Source organism: Flavobacterium tegetincola DSM 22377 (genome assembly GCF_000425485.1).
GTDB lineage: Bacteria > Bacteroidota > Bacteroidia > Flavobacteriales > Flavobacteriaceae > Flavobacterium > Flavobacterium tegetincola.
In genome coordinates this window covers 103,361-119,757 of the sequence record NZ_AUDN01000007.1, presented here as the reverse complement: position 1 = coordinate 119,757, position 16,397 = coordinate 103,361, and the positions used below count along the sequence as shown (strand labels likewise).

Genomic DNA, 16,397 nt, shown 5'->3' with positions numbered 1-16,397 from the left:
ACTTACTTTTTTGAAATTTTTGTTATAATATTTTTTAAAATGGTCAAATCTTCGATTGAAACATTCATAGATTCCATTAATTGACCAGGAACACATGCTGCTTTTTCTTTTAGCAATTTGCCCTTATCGGTTAATGAAACATGAACCACCCGTTCATCTTTTGAACTTCTGATTCTGGAAACAAATTCTTTTACTTCCATTCTCTTTAATAATGGTGTTAACGTTCCACTGTCTAATGTTAGTTTTTCACCCAATTCATTAACCGTTTGTTTGTCGTTTTCCCACAATGTGAGCATCACCAAATATTGCGGATAAGTCAAGTCCAAACCATCAAGAAATGGTTTGTAATGACTGATAATTTCTTTTGCCAGAACATAAACCGGAAAACAAACTTGTTCGCTAAGATGTAAAAGGTCTTTCATTTGCATTAATTTGACGGTACAAATATAACACACAATTATATTGTGCACAATTTGGTTGCTTAAAATTAATTAATATTTAACAAATGCATAGTAATGACTTTAGCGCAGCCATCCATTCACGTGGAAAATGAATCATCATTAAGACCTTTTATTACTTTGTAAGAAATACAAGTCTTAACTACTAAAACTAAATTACTACCCGTAATCTCGTCGATACAATTGTGTTTTCTGTACCAACAATTGCCTCAAACATCTATTACGGTTTCACAACTTCCTTTAAAATAGCATCTTTGAAGTGTTAATTTAAAACACCTCAAAATGAAAATATACGTAACCATAGCCTTATGCCTAGGAATGCAATTTTCCTTTGCGCAAGAAGTCGTACCACAAGTGGCCTCGAAAACATGGTCGCTTCAGGATTGTATCGATTATGCATTGGAAAACAACATCACCGTCAAAAATGCTTCGCTAGATAAAAATACTGCTGAAGTAACTTATGACCAATCCAAATCGGAACGTTTGCCAAATTTATTTGGAAGTGCTTCTCAAAACTTTTCGAACGGTAACTCCATTGACCCGATTACAAGTAATTTTGTAACCGATCAAATTAATAGTACCAATGTTGGAATCAATAGCTCGATGACTTTGTTTCAAGGAAACCAATTGAATAACAAAGTCAAACAGAATAAATTACTATTAGAGCAAAGTATTTTTCAGGAAGAAGTAGAAAAAAATAATATCATTTTGAATATTCTTGAAAACTACTTACAAACTTTATATAGTAAAGAAAGTATCATAATCGCTGAGAATAACTTAAATGCTTCCGAAAAAGAAGTACTTCGTGCCAAAGCTCGTCTGGATGCTGGGACCATTGCTTTAAGCGATTATACTGAGGCACAAAGCCAGGCTGCTACTAATAAATACAACGTAATTAGTGCTAAAAATGAATACCAACAATACATTCTAACTTTAAAACAATTATTAGAATTAACACCTATGGATGATTTTGCAATAGAAAACCTTGCAGAAAATCAGAATTTGGTACAATTAACTTTAGATAAAACACAACTGTACACAAACGCATTTGGCTATTTGCCAGAAGTAAAAGCAAGCGAAACAAGTCTTGCAGTAAATGAAAAAGCATTGGATATTGCAAAAGGAGCTTACTTACCTACTCTATCTCTTACTGGAAGTATCGGTTCAGGATATACTAGTGTTAACGACGCTACCTTTTCGGATCAGTTTGATGTAAATTTTAATCAAAGAGTGGGACTTGCTTTAACTATTCCAATATTCAATAGAAACCAGACCAAGGCAGCGGTTCAAAAAGCAGCTATAAATATAGAAAAAGCAACCATACAAAAGCAAACTACAGAAAAGGCGGTTTATAAAAAAGTGGAAACCGCTTACCAAAATGCAGTTTCTGCACAAGAACAAGTTGTTGCTTCACAAGCATCTAAAACTGCGGCAGAACAATCGTATAAACTAGCACAGAAAAAATACGAACTTGGTGATTTAAGTACAACCGACTTAGTTATTAGTCAAAACACGTACACCAATGCACAACAAAATTATTTGCAAGCAAAATACCTCAACATTTTATATTACCAACTTTTAGAATTTTACCAAGAAAACGATATTAAACTTTAATCTAACTCAAAATGAATAAGAAAAAAATAATTATAAGCAGCATTGTACTTGTAGTACTTGCCTTAGTAGCCTACCAATTTTTAAAATCTGACAATGATGTTGTTATAGAAGCACAAACTATTACAGCAAAAAAAGGGAAAGTTACTACCAGTGTTACGGCAACAGGAACCATTCAACCTATAACCCAAGTAGAGGTTGGAACACAAGTTTCTGGTGTAGTCGAAAAAATATATGTGGATTATAACAGTGAAGTTAAAGAAGGACAATTAATTGCCGAATTAGACAAAACTAATCTGTTAGCTACATTATCGCAGGCACAAGCTGTTTATGATAATGCTGTAAATCAAAAAAACTACTCCAAAACTATTTATGACCGTCAAAAAACATTATACGACAGTCAGGTAATAAGTAAGTCTGATTTTGATGAAGCAAACTTCAATTATGAAACTGCAAAAAGCACAGTGACTCAACGTTTGTCTGATTTACAAACAGCGAAAACCAATTTAAGTTATGCCGATATATATTCGCCAATTGATGGTGTGGTATTATCTAGAGCTATCGACGAAGGTCAAACTGTAGCCGCAAGTTTAAGTACACCAACCTTGTTTACAATTGCTCAAGACTTAAAAGAAATGCAGGTAGAAGCGGATGTTGATGAAGCAGACATAGGAGAAGTAAAAGAAGGGCAACGTGTTAGTTTTAGTGTTGATGCTTATTTAGGAGAAGAATTTGAAGGCGTTGTTACCCAAGTACGATTAAACCCAACGGTAACCTCAAATGTGGTAACCTATACGGTAGTGGTTAAAGCAGATAACCCAGATTTAAAATTAAAACCAGGTTTAACAGCTATCATTTCTATTTACACCTTAGAATTAAAAGATGTATTAACTGCCGAAGCCAAAGCCATTAACTTTAAACCAACACGTCTAGAGTTAACAGCTTATAATGAACAACACAATCTTACGGCACAAAAAACAAATGAAAGATCAACAGAAAGATCAACAGAAAGACCAAAATATGAAGACAAAGCTATCGTTGTGTGGGTTTACAGTAGCAATGGAGAAATAAAATCTCAAGAAGTCACTTTAGGAGCAAGTGATGGTGTTAACGTTCAAATTTTAGAAGGAATTTCTGAAGGTGACAAATTAGTGTACAGTTTAGAAGGCGTAAGTGCTTCTGGAACAAAAACAACAGATAAAAGCGAAAATCCATTTATGCCATCAACCTCAATAGTTTGAGGAAAAAGATAATACTATGAGCAAATCAATTATAAAAATAGAAGATTTAAAACGCGAATTTACCATGGGATCCGAAACGGTACGTGCGTTAAAAGGTATTTCGTTTGATATAAAAGAAGGCGAGTTTGTAACCATTATGGGTTCATCTGGTTCTGGAAAAAGTACGATGTTGAATATTTTGGGTTGTTTAGACCAACCTACATCTGGCAACTTTGAAATTGATGGTGTTAAGGTTAAAGACCTTACTAAAAATGAGTTAGCAACCATACGTAATGAAAAAATCGGATTTATTTTTCAATCCTATAATTTATTGGCAAGAACATCTGCTATTGAAAATGTAGAATTACCGCTTTTATATAACAGTAAAATTTCCACAGAAGAACGCAGAAAACGTGCTATTGAAGCGTTGCAAAAAGTAGGCTTGGGCGAAAGATTAGACCATACACCTTCACAACTTTCTGGAGGGCAACAACAACGTGTTGCCATTGCACGGTCATTAGTTAATAATCCTGTTATGTTACTTGCCGATGAAGCAACAGGAAACTTGGACACACGAACTGCCTATGAAATTATGTCCATTTTTCAAGAGTTAAATGAACAAGGTATTACTATCGCTTTTGTAACGCACGAAGAAGATATTGCAACATTTAGTAGTAGAACCATTGTTTTAAAAGATGGAAATATCATTCAAGATTACAAAAATGAAAATGTAAAATCGGCAAAAGAAGAGTTAGCAAAATTACCTAAACAAGACGATTAATTATGAGACTATTAAATTTATTTAAAATCGCTTTTAAAGCCATCGTTCTTAATAAAATGAGAACTTTACTAACTATGTTAGGCATCATTATAGGTGTAGCATCGGTAATTGCAATGCTCGCTATTGGTGAAGGCTCTAAAGAAAGCATTCGCGAAAGTATTTCGGCTATGGGTTCTAATATTATTACTATAAGGCCATCGACTACTACAAGTAGTGGAGTTCGGCCAAGTGCAGCTGAGATGCAAACACTTACCCTTAAAGATTATGAAGCCGTTAAAGATCAAGCCACCTTTTTAAGTTATGCAACACCATTGGTAAATGGTGGCGGACAAGTAATTAATGGTTCAAATAACTGGCCAAGTACTATTTATGGCGTAAATCCAGATTATCTCAAAATTAAAGTAGTCGATTTGCAAAGCGGCAGTATGTTCACAGATTCCGAAGTAAAAACGGCTTCTAAAGTGGCACTTATTGGGCAAACGGTCGTGGACAATGTGTTTCCTGATGGGCAAGATCCTATTGGACAGATGATTCGTTTTAATAATATTCCATTTAAAGTGATTGGTGTATTAGAAGTAAAAGGAGAAAACACCTTTGGTCAAGACCAAGATGATGTGGTTATTGCACCATATACAACCGTACAAAAACGTATTTTGGCTATTGATTATATCAATCAAATTATGGCTTCGGCAGTAAGTGAAGACGATGCGCCAAATGCTGTTACTGAAGTCTCAGAAATTATGAGAATTCAACATAAAATATCTAATGGAAATAATGACGATTTTAGTGTACAGTCTATGGAAGAATTAATTTCGACGTTTAGTTCTACAAGCGAGATGCTAACTTTATTATTAGTGGCAGTAGCCAGTATATCTCTGTTAATTGGTGGTATTGGTATTATGAATATTATGTATGTCTCTGTAAAAGAGCGAACTAAAGAAATTGGTTTGCGTATGGCTGTAGGCGCTAAAGGAGCAGATATTTTAATGCAGTTTTTAATCGAAGCTATTTTAATAAGCATTACAGGTGGTGTTTTAGGTGTTTTATTAGGACTTGGATCCACGGTTTTTATAGAAAAATTCTTAAATTGGCCTACAAGCGTAGCCTTGTATTCTATTGTGATTTCTTTTGCAGTCTGTGCGGTAACAGGTATCTTTTTTGGATGGTATCCTGCAAGAAAAGCATCGGCATTAGATCCTATAACTGCTTTACGTTACGAATAATAAATTATGTACAAAAATAAACTAATAACGGTAGTTTCACATGTGCTTGTATGGCTAACACTTTTCTGTTTGCCATACTTGCTTTCCTACGGTGAAGAACAGAACATTAATAGGCTTATAGCTCACTTTTTAATTCCTTTATTCTTTTCGTCAATCATCTTTTATTTCAACTATTTTGTATTAGTAGATCGCTTATTGTTTCCTAAAAAAACGATGGAGTTTATTTTAATAAATACAGTAATTATCGTCTTATTCTTGTTTTTAAAAGAATTCATTGAAGACAACTATTTTGAAGATATTTTAAAAAAACGTATTGAAACCACAGAACGAATAGGACCTCCATTTAAAATAGCCATGTACATTCAGCTATTGTCATATTTAGCACCTTTGTTCTTTGCTGTAGCATTAAAATCGACACAACGCTGGGTTAAAAATGAGGCTGAACGTAAGGAAGCGGCAAATATTAAATTGAAGTCTGAACTACAACATCTGCATTACCAGTTGCAACCGCATTTCTTTTTTAATTCATTAAATAACATTTATTCGTTAGTTGATATTTCGCCAGACCAAGCTAAGTCATCGATACACAGCTTAAGTAAGTTGATGCGTTATATGTTGTATGAGACTAACGTAGAGTCTATTCCTCTGACTAAGGAAATCGATTTCCTTAAAAAGTATATAGATTTAATGAAGTTAAGAGTCTCAGACAAAACGTCCGTGAGTTATAGTTTTCCGATTAAAGAAACAGGTATTCAAATCGCTCCGTTGTTATTTATTTCACTAATTGAAAATGCTTTTAAACATGGGGTTTCGGCCACTAAACCAAGTAGTATTGATATTAATATGACTTGTGAGGATTCTACCGTGTTCTTTTCAGTTGAAAATAATAATTTTCCTAAAAAAACAGAAGATAAAAGCGGGTCTGGTATCGGACTTCAAAATTTAGATAAGCGTTTAGAGTTATTGTATTCAGATAAATTCAACTTCAAAACAACAATAAAAGACAATCGATTTTTAGTACATTTAGAAATTAAAACTGCTTAACGTATGAATAATTTAAAAATCACCTGTATCATTGTAGACGACGAGCCGATGGCACTCAATTTAGTAGAAAGTTACGTGGAAAAAACACCCTACTTGATATTAAAGAAAAAGTGTAGTAGCGCCATTGAAGCATTAGAGTTCATACAGCAAGAACCTGTAGACTTATTATTTTTGGATATCCAAATGCCAGACTTAACGGGAATTGAATTTTCTAAAATGGTGCCCAAAGAAACCCGTATCATATTTACCACGGCTTTTGACCAGTATGCTTTGGAAGGATTTAAAGTCGAAGCCTTAGATTATTTGTTGAAACCATTTGACTATGCTGAATTTTTGGCAGCAGCCAATAAAGCAAATACGTGGTTTGAATTGGTAAAGGGAAAACAGCAAAATGTGGTTTCGGAAGAAAAAGAGTTTCTTTTTGTAAAATCGGATTACAAACAATTACGCATTAAATTAGCTGATGTGCTTTATTTTGAAGGATTGAAAGATTACATCAAAATTTGGTTGAAAGACAATCCGAAACCTATTTTGACTTTGATGAGTTTAAAAAGTCTTGAAGAAGAACTTCCTGAAACCCATTTCATGCGAGTACATCGGTCGTTTATCGTTTCTTTAAAGAATATTGAAGTTATTGAGCGAAGTCAGATCGTTATCAATAAAGAACGCATTACGGTTTCCGAACAATACAAACCTAAGTTCTTGGAATTTGTAAGCAACAACTCGCTAAACCACTAGTTTGATTTGCCATTGCTGTTATTACGTATTCATGTTCCACTAAAACTAAGCACAGTCTATCCCCTTTCATAAATTACTTCTTATTTTCGCGATACCGTCGATGGAAAAAGCAAAATCGTTGGTAAAAAATAGCTAAACTTCTATTTCTTTTCAGTAGTTAGCATATAGTACGTAGTTTTGAAATAACAATACATACAACGACTGTTTTAAAATATTGAGGATTACTTCAGTCTACAACTTAGTAACAGCGCTAATTCTAACTAAAATGAAAATCAAGTTATACCTAACTGTACTCCTTTCCACGTTCAATGGTCTTTTTTACAGTCCCAATATAAGTGCACAAGTTGCGGCTGAACCAGTTAACCAAGACATTCGCGTTTATAATTTTGACGAATTAGAACCTTTACTTTATACAAATTCCAGCAAAACGTATATCGTTAATTTCTGGGCGATGTGGTGTGGTCCATGTATAATGGAAATGCCTTACTTTCAAGAATATGTCAATCAACATCCCGAAGTGGAACTGCTTTTTGTGAGTTTAGATTTCCCTAAAGACATCGAAAAAAAGCTGAAACCGTTCCTGAAGAAGAAAGGAATCACTGCAAAAGTCGTTTTACTCGATGACGCAGATGCCAACCATTGGATTGACGAAATAGACCCAAATTGGTCGGGTGCTTTGCCTTTCACCATTATTTTTAACAATACAAACCGTACATACCACGAGCGTAGTTTTGAAAGTCTCGAAGAATTAGAAATTGAAATACATAAAACCATTAATTAAAATAACGAAAAATGAAAAAACTGAATCTTTTATTGACAGCATTGCTTTTATTAGGTGCTGTTCTTGTTTCTAACACGTATGCTCAAGAACGAAAAGGCCCACCGAAAGGCGATCGAAAAGGACCACCTTCAGGAGGAGCACATAGTCCCGAACAAACGAAAACGTTAGAAGAAATTGGCGGATACAAAATTGGAGACGTTGCAACGGATTTCAGTTTAAAAAATGTAGATGGAAAAATGGTTTCTCTATCTTCTATTAAAAACGCCAAAGGGTATATCGTTGTATTTACGTGTAACGAATGTCCGTTTGCGAAAATGTATGAAGACCGTTTGATTGCTTTGCATAAAGCGTATGCTAAAAAAGGATATTCTGTAATTGCCATTAACCCGAACAGCCCAGAAAATGAAGCAGAAGGTTATGCAGCTATGCAAAAAAGAGCCAAAGAAAAAGGATTTACATTTCCGTACTTGGTTGATGAAGGACAAAAAATATACCCACAATACGGTGCCGTTCGTACGCCACACGTGTTTTTATTGGATAAGGAACGTAAAGTACAATACATTGGTACGATTGACGACAATGCAAAATCTGCAAAAGATGTGAAAGTGAAATTCCTAGAAGATGCGATTAATGCATTACAAAAAGGCGAAAAACCAAATCCAAACTTTACAAAGGCTATTGGATGTCCGGTGAAGCCAATTGGAAAGTAAGATTTGAACTACTTATGAATATTTTCTAAATATTACATTTTATCCGAGTGTCATAAACCTTTCTGATGGTTATATAGTACGAAAAAAAGCAGAAACATTAGTTTCTGCTTTTTTTTATTAAATCGGGCCAAATTCATTGTTAATTAAGTTATCATAATTTTAAAATAATGCAGAAAATGCACCGTCAAGATACAATAGCTCAGCCTCGTAAAAGTAACATTTAATCAAAAATTCAAAAAATGCGACTTGAAAAAATTTAATATATTTACTTCCAATACAAATTCAGACTTGAAATATTGCTGTAGATTTCTCTACGCATTTAGCATCTTTTGATTAAACCAATTCGCAAAGGCGTTGCATCGTACCCGTTTCTTTTTGAAGTTGATACCAAGAAAATGCCTCTTCCAAAATATGTGGTGTATGTCCTCCCCTTGCTACAGCTCTGTCATAATAATCTTGCAATTGCGCTTTGTACAAAGGATGCACACAATTCTCGATAATTGCTACGGCACGTTGGCGTGGAGCCAGACCTCTTAAATCTGCCAAACCTTGTTCTGTAACAATAATATCTACGTCATGCTCGTTGTGATCGGTATGCGAAACCATCGGAACAATGCGCGAAATTGTATTATTTTTTGCAACCGATTGCGTCACAAAAATACTTAAGTAGGCATTGCGAGCAAAGTCGCCCGAACCACCAATCCCGTTCATCATATCAGTTCCTGCCACGTGAGTTGAATTGACATTGCCATACAAATCGCACTCCAACGCCGTATTAATACTGATCACACCCAATCGCCTGATGACTTCCGCAGCGTTACTTATATCTTGCGGTCGTAAAACTACTTTGTCTTTGTACTTGTCAAAATCGTTGAAGATGCGATGGTAATACGCTTCTGAAACTGTGATGGACGAACCAGAAGCGAAGGTCATTTTCCCAGAATCCAATAAATCAAACGTACTGTCTTGCAATACTTCCGAATACATGGTGAGATTTTCAAAGTCACTATCTAAAAAACCATTCAAAACGGCATTGGCAACTTTTCCAATTCCGGCTTGTAAAGGCATGAGTGAATTGGTCAAGTTTCCCTTTTTTACTTCATCAGTAAAGTAATTAATAAGATGTTTCGAAATAGCCATCGTCGATTCATCTGCTGGAGCAATTTCCGCTGGACTGTCGATGATTTCAGTAATTACTACACCAATTATTTTATTTATGTCAATAGGAATGCAATCACTTCCAATGCGAGTTGAAGCATTAGTTATCGGAATTTCAGTTCGGTTGGGATACGTTCCTGTAGAGAAAATATCATGCAAACCGCACAACGAAAAAGGCACTTTAGTATTGATTTCAATAATGATTTTGTCAGCCAATTCTGCAAAAGAAGCCGAGTTTCCAACCGAAGTTGTTGGCACAATGCTTCCGTCTTCATTGATCCGAATGGCTTCTAAAATAGCAATATCAATTTTTGGAAAGTTATTCGCCTTTAAAAGATTGGCTGTTTCTCCTAAATGCTGGTCGATGAAAAGTACTTCTCCTTTATTTATAGCTTTTCGCAAGGTGCGGTCTACTTGAAATGGAAGTCGTAACGAAAGTGCTTCCGCTTCCACAAGTGCTGCATCGGTATCATGGCCTAAAGATGCTCCAGTTATTAAGGTCACTTTCAGTGGGTCTATTTTGGCTCTTACGGCCAAAGCTGCTAATACGGCCTTACTATCACCCGCTTTTGTAAAACCACTTGAAGCTATCACCATTTTATCTTTAAAAAAAGAAGCTGCTTCTTCTGAAGTTATTACTTTTTGCGACAAGTCAGCATTTAAAATTCGATCTGAATACATAAATTTACATTTGAATAACAAATTTATTACCAATATTGATGGTTTACATATCCAAAAGCGCCAAATAATTACGCTATTCCGCCAAAAATGCTTCTGGAGTTACAATTAAAGTTTGTTTCACATAATCGGACGGTCTAACGCCTAGGATTTTATAAAAAGTGTTGCTAAATGTCGGAATGCTGTTGTATCCTACCAATGAAGATACTTCTTTTACGGACAATTGTTGTTCTAACAACAAAACAATGGCTCGCATTAATCGTTGAATGGTAAGGTATTGAACGAATGACATACCTACATCGCTTTGAAATAATCTAGAAAGTGTTCGCGAGCTCAATCCCATTTTCTTCTCAAAATCAGTAATCAGAATCGAATCGTGCAAATTGTTTTCCATGTATTTAATTACAGCAATCAATCGCTTGTCTTTCGCATACGGCAAAGCCAAAGGCAAATTGTATTGGCTGATTTCGGGCAAGATACATTTGATGGAAAGTGCAAAATGCCACGCACTTTTGTCCACAGGCTTTTTATCTCCACTCCAGCGGTTGGTATAAATAATCATTTGCAAAAGCAACTCATTAATAGGATAAACGCCAACCTTTGAATAAAAAGCGTCGTCATCATTATCTGTAGGAAAATAGAGATTTCTCATAATCACGTTCGCTGTTCCCGGATGAATGCTGTGCAACATACCAGATGGAATCCACATATAATGTCGTGCAGGAAGAAAAAAGGTCTGACTGTCGGTGATAACATGTACTACTCCACCTTCGGTATACAAAAATTGTCCCTTCTCGTGTTTGTGAAATGCGATATCGCTCTCACCCATTAAATCGTGCATACAATAAATGGATTTGGGACGTTTATCGACTTCCGTCAAATAATATTCTTTGTTTGAATTAATCATGGCTGAAATGAATATATTTTTATCATTCAAATATAATTAAGCCAATTAAAACAATAAGGTTATTGCTGAAGAATTTGATGAAAAGTTTCCGAATACTTTGTATCCGCTGTTCCTTTTTACTATGATTATTCCGCTTAATGCAAATACACGCGTAAAATAATAACTGTATTAAATAAATACGCATCAACATAACGGACAAAATAATAGGAAGTTATCAGGTAATATCTAAAACGCGTACAAACTTAAAAAGAGTACTTTCCTAGTATTTAATTTTTTAATGCAAAAAAAAAGCAAAGCCATTACAACTTTGCTTTTCATCTAAATTATACCTTGTATATAATTGAATGATCACTCTTTTTACCACATTTTCATTTCCAGACGTAATCTGTACAAAATAAATACCACTAGCAATACCCTCTAAATCAAGCTGTACATTTGCCGTTCCATTTACGCTTACTTGTTGAACCTCTTTACCTAAAGCATCAGAAACGGTAAATTACAATATAAATTATAAATCACTAATTAAAACCAACATTAATATCTTATTTTTTAAATTATTATAAAATAATTACAGTAATAAGTTAGTATAAAAACAGCTTTATACCAACTTCTTTAGCGTATCTATTACATAATTGTGCATTACTGCTTTATAATCCAAGTGGGTTACAATTCTTAATTTACCTGGTCCTAACGAACTGATAAAAATACTTTTTTGTTTCAGTTTTTCAATAAGCAGTTTTTCGTCAAAACCTTTTTTAAGTGAGAAAATCAGGATGTTGGTTTCCACAGGTTCTACTTTTTCTACCCATGGCAAATTTTCTAAAACCGCACCTAATTCTCTGGCACGCTGATGGTCATCTACTAAACGGTTTACGTTGTTTTGCAAGGCATAAATTCCGGCAGCTGCTAGATAACCTACTTGTCGCATTCCGCCTCCAAGAATTTTTCGAATTCGAAATGCACGATTAATGGTTGCCTTATCGCTCACTAAAAGTGATCCAATGGGTGCTCCTAAACCTTTTGATAGACAGACAGATATGGTGTCAAATACTTTTCCATATTCGGTTGGATTTTCTTTTTTATGAACAAGAGCATTCCAAATTCGGGCACCGTCCATGTGAAATTTTAAATTGTTTTCGTCACAAACTTTGCGGATGCGTTTGAATTCTTCAAAATCATAGCAAGCGCCACCACCTTTATTTGTAGTATTTTCTACACAAACTAAACTTGTTAATGGCGCATGATAAAATTCGGGATCGTTTATGGCTTCGGCAACTTGTTCTGCAGTAATCATTCCACGGTTTCCATCAAGTAACTTACAGGAAACGCCAGAATTGAAGGATGCGCCACCACCTTCGTAATTAAAAACGTGTGCATATTTATCGGCAATCAATTGTTCGCCGGGTTGTGTATGTAATTTTATTGCCGTTTGATTGGCCATGGTTCCGGACGGAAAAAAGAGTGCCGCTTCCATTCCGAAGATTTGAGCAACCATAGTTTCAAGTGCAATAACGGTTGGATCTTGCTTGTAAACATCATCACCTACTTGAGCCTGAAACATATACCGAAGCATTTCGGGTGTAGGTTTTGTTACAGTATCGCTAACTAAATTAATTTCCATATATTGAAAAGGATGTCTTATTTTTGTACTTAAATTTGATGAATTCCGGAAACCTTTTTAGCCCTGATGGAAGTGGTATCCTTTTTCTCGCTTCTTTAGCGGGAAAAAGATTTAGCGGACAGCAGGATGAGCTCCAAATTCATCGCAAAAATAAAACTAATTTATGACAAATACCGAACAAATTAAAGGTATTGTGGAGCGTCTTGGTGCGTTGAGGAGGTATCTTTGACGTTGATAAGAAGTTAATAGAAATTACCAACGAGGAAGAAAAAACCCTCGCTCCCGATTTTTGGAACAATGCTAGAGAAGCCGAAGCTTATATTAAGGTTTTGCGCTCTAAAAAGAAATGGATTGAAGATTACGACAAAGCGGCTTTGCTTGGCGATGAACTTCAATTGGCCTACGAATTTTACAAGGAAGGCGAACTGACAGAAGAGGAGTTGGACGAGCAATACGAAGCGACCAATTCTCATTTGGAAAATTTAGAATTCAGAAATATGCTTTCGGAAGAAGGCGATAGTATGAGTGCGGTTTTACAAATTACGGCAGGTGCTGGAGGTACAGAAAGTTGCGATTGGGCGTCTATGTTAATGCGAATGTACATGATGTGGGCTGAAAAAAGTGGCTATAAAGTACGCGAATTGAACTTTCAAGAAGGTGAAGTTGCTGGAATTAAAACAGTAACGCTAGAGATTGAAGGCGATTTTTCCTTTGGTTATTTAAAAGGCGAGAATGGTGTGCATCGATTGGTGCGTATTTCTCCTTTTGATAGTAATGGAAAAAGACATACTTCTTTTGCTTCCGTTTACGTGTATCCTTTGGTGGATGATACGATTGAAATTGACATTAATCCAGCGGATATTGAGATCATTACCTCGCGTTCGAGTGGAGCCGGAGGTCAGAATGTGAATAAGGTGGAAACGAAAGTGCAACTTTTTCACAAACCTTCTGGGATTCAAATTCAGTGTTCGGAAACGCGTTCTCAACAAGATAACAGGCAACGAGCGATGCAAATGTTGCGTTCGCAATTGTTTGAAATTGAGTTGAAAAAGCAAATGGCGCAACGTGCCGATATTGAAGCCGATAAAATGAAAATTGAATGGGGTTCGCAAATTCGGAATTATGTTTTGCATCCTTATAAATTGATTAAAGACGTTAGAAGCGGACACGAAACAAGTAATGTGGATGATGTTTTAAACGGTGAACTCGATGAATTTCTGAAAGCTTATCTGATGATGATGGGTCAAAAAGAAGAAGAATAAAACTAGAAATCCTGCACGTTTTAAATGTGCAGGATTTTTTTTTGCTATTGCATATTATGATTCTTACACCTTTGTTGCCGTATTTTTTTTTAAGTTATTCTAAGCTTTGCAGGAAATTACAACCACTCTACTAGTGAAATACCTAAACCTATCGTAGTTTGCACATTATTATAATCAATTAAGGTTTCTCCAAAACCGTGCGATATTTGCAGTTGTGCTTTTAAATTTCCCTGAATCGGATACGACCAAGAAAATGTTCCGGCGCCGCGAAGTGTTGTGTCAAATTGTAAATTGTGACTTCCAATAAAGGAAAAGACATTTCCATTTTTTGTATAGATTACATTAAGATCTGCTTTTCCAATGTACTTGTTAATATCTGGATTTTCATCTTTCTCAGCACGAAGCTTGAGCCAAGGTCGAACGTAAAAACTCCAATCTCCACGTTCAAATCCTGCATGGAAAATAATTCGGTTCCAACTTCTAGAAAACGGTAAACTTTTACCATTAGATTCATGATTGAATGCAACACCTACCATTTTTGCGTCAAAGCCCAAAAAACTAAAATGTACAGGGAAATTTAAAATAAGTTCAGGTTCATAATTAATTTCTCGAAATGGTCTTGAAAGTTCGTTATTGTAGAGTTGCCAATGCGATTTTTGCGTGTAAGCGGCCCATAAATCTGCTTTTCCCCAAAGTACATTTTCAAGAATCTTTATCTTTAAGCTCAGCTGAAATTTAGCTTCAATATTATTATAGTTCACACCCGGTTCTGCAACATAATCTTCACTTCCATTACCAGAATACGGTTGCTCATTGGGATTGGACGACCACCGCATTGGCAGTACATAAATGGGCTTGTAAGGAGAAATTAAAAAGGTTCCTTTTCTATGAACAGAATCTAATTCCCAGCGTTCACTCATATTTCGTTCAAGGTTTTTCTTTTGAAAAAGAGATTGATTTTGAGCGAAACAAAGCGCAGGAAGGAATACTAATAAAAGAGAAAGTCGCATAAACATTTTTTTAGAAAGATTTAATATTAATCGCTTTTTTAATAATCTGCAAATTTAACGCTATCGCTTAAAATAAATTTTGTTAAATATGCTTGCAAAGTTATAAAATCTGAACCTTTAATTTTGTCACGTACCTTTTAAAGGCTTTATTTGTTAAACTAATTTAACCCACCATATTCATGAGTTCAAAATCGTTTTCAGTAGAAGAAATCAATCGGATTATAAACGGCACAATTGTAGGATCAACTTCCCAAAACATAGTTGCGCCACAACAATTAGAAACCGCTATGAGTAATGAAATTTCATTTATAGGAAATAAAAAATACGAGCGTTTGTGGAACGATTCCAAAGCGTGTGTTGCTATTGTAAACGAAAATATTGGGATTGAACCTGGAGAAAACCGCGCTTTCATTAAAGTGAAAAATGCCGATTTGGCTCTTGCGCAAGTGTTGGAGCTTTTTGCAGAAATGCCTCCTCTTTTCCGTCAAAATATTCATCCAACAGCAGTAATTGATGATTCTGCTGAAATTGGCGAAAATGCTGAGATTGGTGCAAATGTATATATTGGCCCGAAAGCAGTAATTGGAAAAAACGCACGAATTTATCCAAATGTGACTATTTTGGACGAAGCTACTATTGGTGATAGAACAATAATTTGGTCGGGAACCGTAGTTAGAGAACGTTGTCATATTGGAACTGATTGCATCATTCATCCCAATGCAACTATTGGAGCAGATGGTTTTGGATTCCGACCTTGTCCAGAGAGAGGTTTGGCAAAAATTCCACAAATTGGGAATGTCATTATTGGAAATTGGGTAGAAATTGGCGCAAATTCTTGTATCGATCGTGGAAAATTCAGCTCTACAATAGTAGGCGACGGTTGTAAAATTGACAATTTGGTGCAAATTGGGCACAATTCCGTTCTTGGAAAGTTCTGCATCATGGCTGGAAATAGTGGATTAGCCGGTTCTGTAACTTTAGGAAATGGTGTAATTATAGGCGGAAGCGCTTCTATAAAAGACCATACAACTATTGGTGACGGGGCAACTGTTGGCGCAGGTTCAGGAGTTACGGGAGATATTGCCGCTGGAAAAGTGGTTTTAGGTTATCCTGCCGTTGACGCGCGAGACGCTTTAAAACAATGGGCAATTTTGAAGCGATTGGTAAAAGAATCGGGAGCGAAAAAAGCGTAATT

Annotated in this window: 15 protein-coding genes and 1 pseudogene; 10 read left to right on the top strand and 6 right to left on the bottom strand. The window is 35.5% G+C overall.

Annotation, left to right across the window (positions count from 1 at the left end; translation table 11 throughout):
- Positions 1 to 2: 2 nt before the first annotated feature.
- Positions 3 to 422 carry a MarR family winged helix-turn-helix transcriptional regulator gene (locus H602_RS0100615; protein ID WP_026976268.1) on the bottom strand — a complete coding sequence of 140 codons (420 nt, stop codon included), beginning with the start codon at positions 420 to 422 and terminating at the stop codon, positions 3 to 5.
- A gap of 318 nt (positions 423 to 740) precedes the next feature.
- Here H602_RS0100615 and H602_RS0100610 point away from each other — a divergent pair, with 318 nt between their 5' ends.
- The 8 genes from H602_RS0100610 (at position 741) to H602_RS0100575 (ending at position 8,566) form a co-directional block, all read left to right on the top strand.
- The gene (locus tag H602_RS0100610) at positions 741 to 2,072 is read left to right on the top strand and encodes a TolC family protein (protein ID WP_026976267.1); all 1,332 of its coding nucleotides are present in this window, start codon (positions 741 to 743) and stop codon (positions 2,070 to 2,072) included.
- 11 nt (positions 2,073 to 2,083) lie between these two features.
- Entirely contained in the window at positions 2,084 to 3,310 is a 1,227-nt protein-coding gene (locus tag H602_RS0100605; RefSeq protein ID WP_026976266.1) for an efflux RND transporter periplasmic adaptor subunit, read from the top strand.
- 16 nt (positions 3,311 to 3,326) lie between these two features.
- Positions 3,327 to 4,070 carry an ABC transporter ATP-binding protein gene (locus tag H602_RS0100600; protein WP_026976265.1) on the top strand — a complete coding sequence of 248 codons (744 nt, stop codon included), beginning with the start codon at positions 3,327 to 3,329 and terminating at the stop codon, positions 4,068 to 4,070.
- A 2-nt stretch (positions 4,071 to 4,072) separates the two neighbouring features.
- The gene (locus tag H602_RS0100595) at positions 4,073 to 5,293 is read left to right on the top strand and encodes an ABC transporter permease (protein WP_026976264.1); all 1,221 of its coding nucleotides are present in this window, start codon (positions 4,073 to 4,075) and stop codon (positions 5,291 to 5,293) included.
- 6 nt (positions 5,294 to 5,299) lie between these two features.
- Complete coding sequence (locus H602_RS0100590; protein WP_026976263.1) at positions 5,300 to 6,337, top strand: sensor histidine kinase; 1,038 nt, start codon at positions 5,300 to 5,302, stop codon at positions 6,335 to 6,337.
- Positions 6,338 to 6,340: 3 nt separating this feature from the next.
- Positions 6,341 to 7,075: a LytR/AlgR family response regulator transcription factor gene (locus tag H602_RS0100585; protein WP_026976262.1), complete on the top strand. Its 735-nt coding sequence runs from the start codon at positions 6,341 to 6,343 to the stop codon at positions 7,073 to 7,075.
- A gap of 265 nt (positions 7,076 to 7,340) precedes the next feature.
- Complete coding sequence (locus H602_RS0100580) at positions 7,341 to 7,856, top strand: TlpA family protein disulfide reductase (protein WP_035758612.1); 516 nt, start codon at positions 7,341 to 7,343, stop codon at positions 7,854 to 7,856.
- Between the two features lie 11 nt (positions 7,857 to 7,867).
- Positions 7,868 to 8,566, top strand: a complete 699-nt coding sequence (locus H602_RS0100575; protein WP_026976260.1) for a thioredoxin family protein — start codon at positions 7,868 to 7,870, stop codon at positions 8,564 to 8,566.
- Positions 8,567 to 8,899: 333 nt separating this feature from the next.
- On the opposite strand, the gene scpC is transcribed toward H602_RS0100575, so the two are convergent.
- From scpC to H602_RS0100560, 4 genes and pseudogenes are all read right to left on the bottom strand, one after another.
- Positions 8,900 to 10,405, bottom strand: coding sequence for a succinyl-CoA:acetate CoA-transferase ScpC (gene scpC, locus H602_RS0100570; RefSeq protein WP_026976259.1), 1,506 nt, complete (start codon positions 10,403 to 10,405; stop codon positions 8,900 to 8,902).
- Positions 10,406 to 10,478: 73 nt separating this feature from the next.
- A complete protein-coding gene (locus H602_RS17920) occupies positions 10,479 to 11,309 on the bottom strand; it encodes an AraC family transcriptional regulator (RefSeq protein ID WP_035758609.1) in 831 nt (276 codons plus the stop codon).
- Between the two features lie 274 nt (positions 11,310 to 11,583).
- Positions 11,584 to 11,790, bottom strand: a pseudogene (locus tag H602_RS20505) (T9SS type A sorting domain-containing protein); the annotation flags it as partial.
- A 117-nt stretch (positions 11,791 to 11,907) separates the two neighbouring features.
- Positions 11,908 to 12,930: a threonine aldolase family protein gene (locus H602_RS0100560; protein WP_026976258.1), complete on the bottom strand. Its 1,023-nt coding sequence runs from the start codon at positions 12,928 to 12,930 to the stop codon at positions 11,908 to 11,910.
- Between the two features lie 163 nt (positions 12,931 to 13,093).
- On the opposite strand from H602_RS0100560, the gene prfB reads away from it, so the two are divergent.
- A protein-coding gene (prfB, locus tag H602_RS0100550) for a peptide chain release factor 2 (RefSeq protein ID WP_157504793.1) occupies positions 13,094 to 14,192 on the top strand; the annotation gives its coding sequence in 2 pieces (ribosomal slippage) (positions 13,094 to 13,156 and positions 13,158 to 14,192; 1,098 coding nt in all).
- Between the two features lie 116 nt (positions 14,193 to 14,308).
- Here prfB and H602_RS0100545 read toward each other — a convergent pair.
- Entirely contained in the window at positions 14,309 to 15,202 is an 894-nt protein-coding gene (locus H602_RS0100545) for a phospholipase A (protein WP_026976256.1), read from the bottom strand.
- Between the two features lie 179 nt (positions 15,203 to 15,381).
- Here H602_RS0100545 and lpxD point away from each other — a divergent pair, with 179 nt between their 5' ends.
- Positions 15,382 to 16,395, top strand: coding sequence for a UDP-3-O-(3-hydroxymyristoyl)glucosamine N-acyltransferase (gene lpxD, locus H602_RS0100540; protein WP_035758605.1), 1,014 nt, complete (start codon positions 15,382 to 15,384; stop codon positions 16,393 to 16,395).
- Positions 16,396 to 16,397: the final 2 nt, after the last annotated feature.

Coding starts and splice junctions, on each gene's coding strand:
- H602_RS0100615 (WP_026976268.1), bottom strand. CDS start 422: ATGAAAGACCTTTTACATCTTAGCGAACAAGTTTGTTTTCCGGTTTAT.
- H602_RS0100610 (WP_026976267.1), top strand. CDS start 741: ATGAAAATATACGTAACCATAGCCTTATGCCTAGGAATGCAATTTTCC.
- H602_RS0100605 (WP_026976266.1), top strand. CDS start 2,084: ATGAATAAGAAAAAAATAATTATAAGCAGCATTGTACTTGTAGTACTT.
- H602_RS0100600 (WP_026976265.1), top strand. CDS start 3,327: ATGAGCAAATCAATTATAAAAATAGAAGATTTAAAACGCGAATTTACC.
- H602_RS0100595 (WP_026976264.1), top strand. CDS start 4,073: ATGAGACTATTAAATTTATTTAAAATCGCTTTTAAAGCCATCGTTCTT.
- H602_RS0100590 (WP_026976263.1), top strand. CDS start 5,300: ATGTACAAAAATAAACTAATAACGGTAGTTTCACATGTGCTTGTATGG.
- H602_RS0100585 (WP_026976262.1), top strand. CDS start 6,341: ATGAATAATTTAAAAATCACCTGTATCATTGTAGACGACGAGCCGATG.
- H602_RS0100580 (WP_035758612.1), top strand. CDS start 7,341: ATGAAAATCAAGTTATACCTAACTGTACTCCTTTCCACGTTCAATGGT.
- H602_RS0100575 (WP_026976260.1), top strand. CDS start 7,868: ATGAAAAAACTGAATCTTTTATTGACAGCATTGCTTTTATTAGGTGCT.
- scpC (WP_026976259.1), bottom strand. CDS start 10,405: ATGTATTCAGATCGAATTTTAAATGCTGACTTGTCGCAAAAAGTAATA.
- H602_RS17920 (WP_035758609.1), bottom strand. CDS start 11,309: ATGATTAATTCAAACAAAGAATATTATTTGACGGAAGTCGATAAACGT.
- H602_RS0100560 (WP_026976258.1), bottom strand. CDS start 12,930: ATGGAAATTAATTTAGTTAGCGATACTGTAACAAAACCTACACCCGAA.
- H602_RS0100545 (WP_026976256.1), bottom strand. CDS start 15,202: ATGCGACTTTCTCTTTTATTAGTATTCCTTCCTGCGCTTTGTTTCGCT.
- lpxD (WP_035758605.1), top strand. CDS start 15,382: ATGAGTTCAAAATCGTTTTCAGTAGAAGAAATCAATCGGATTATAAAC.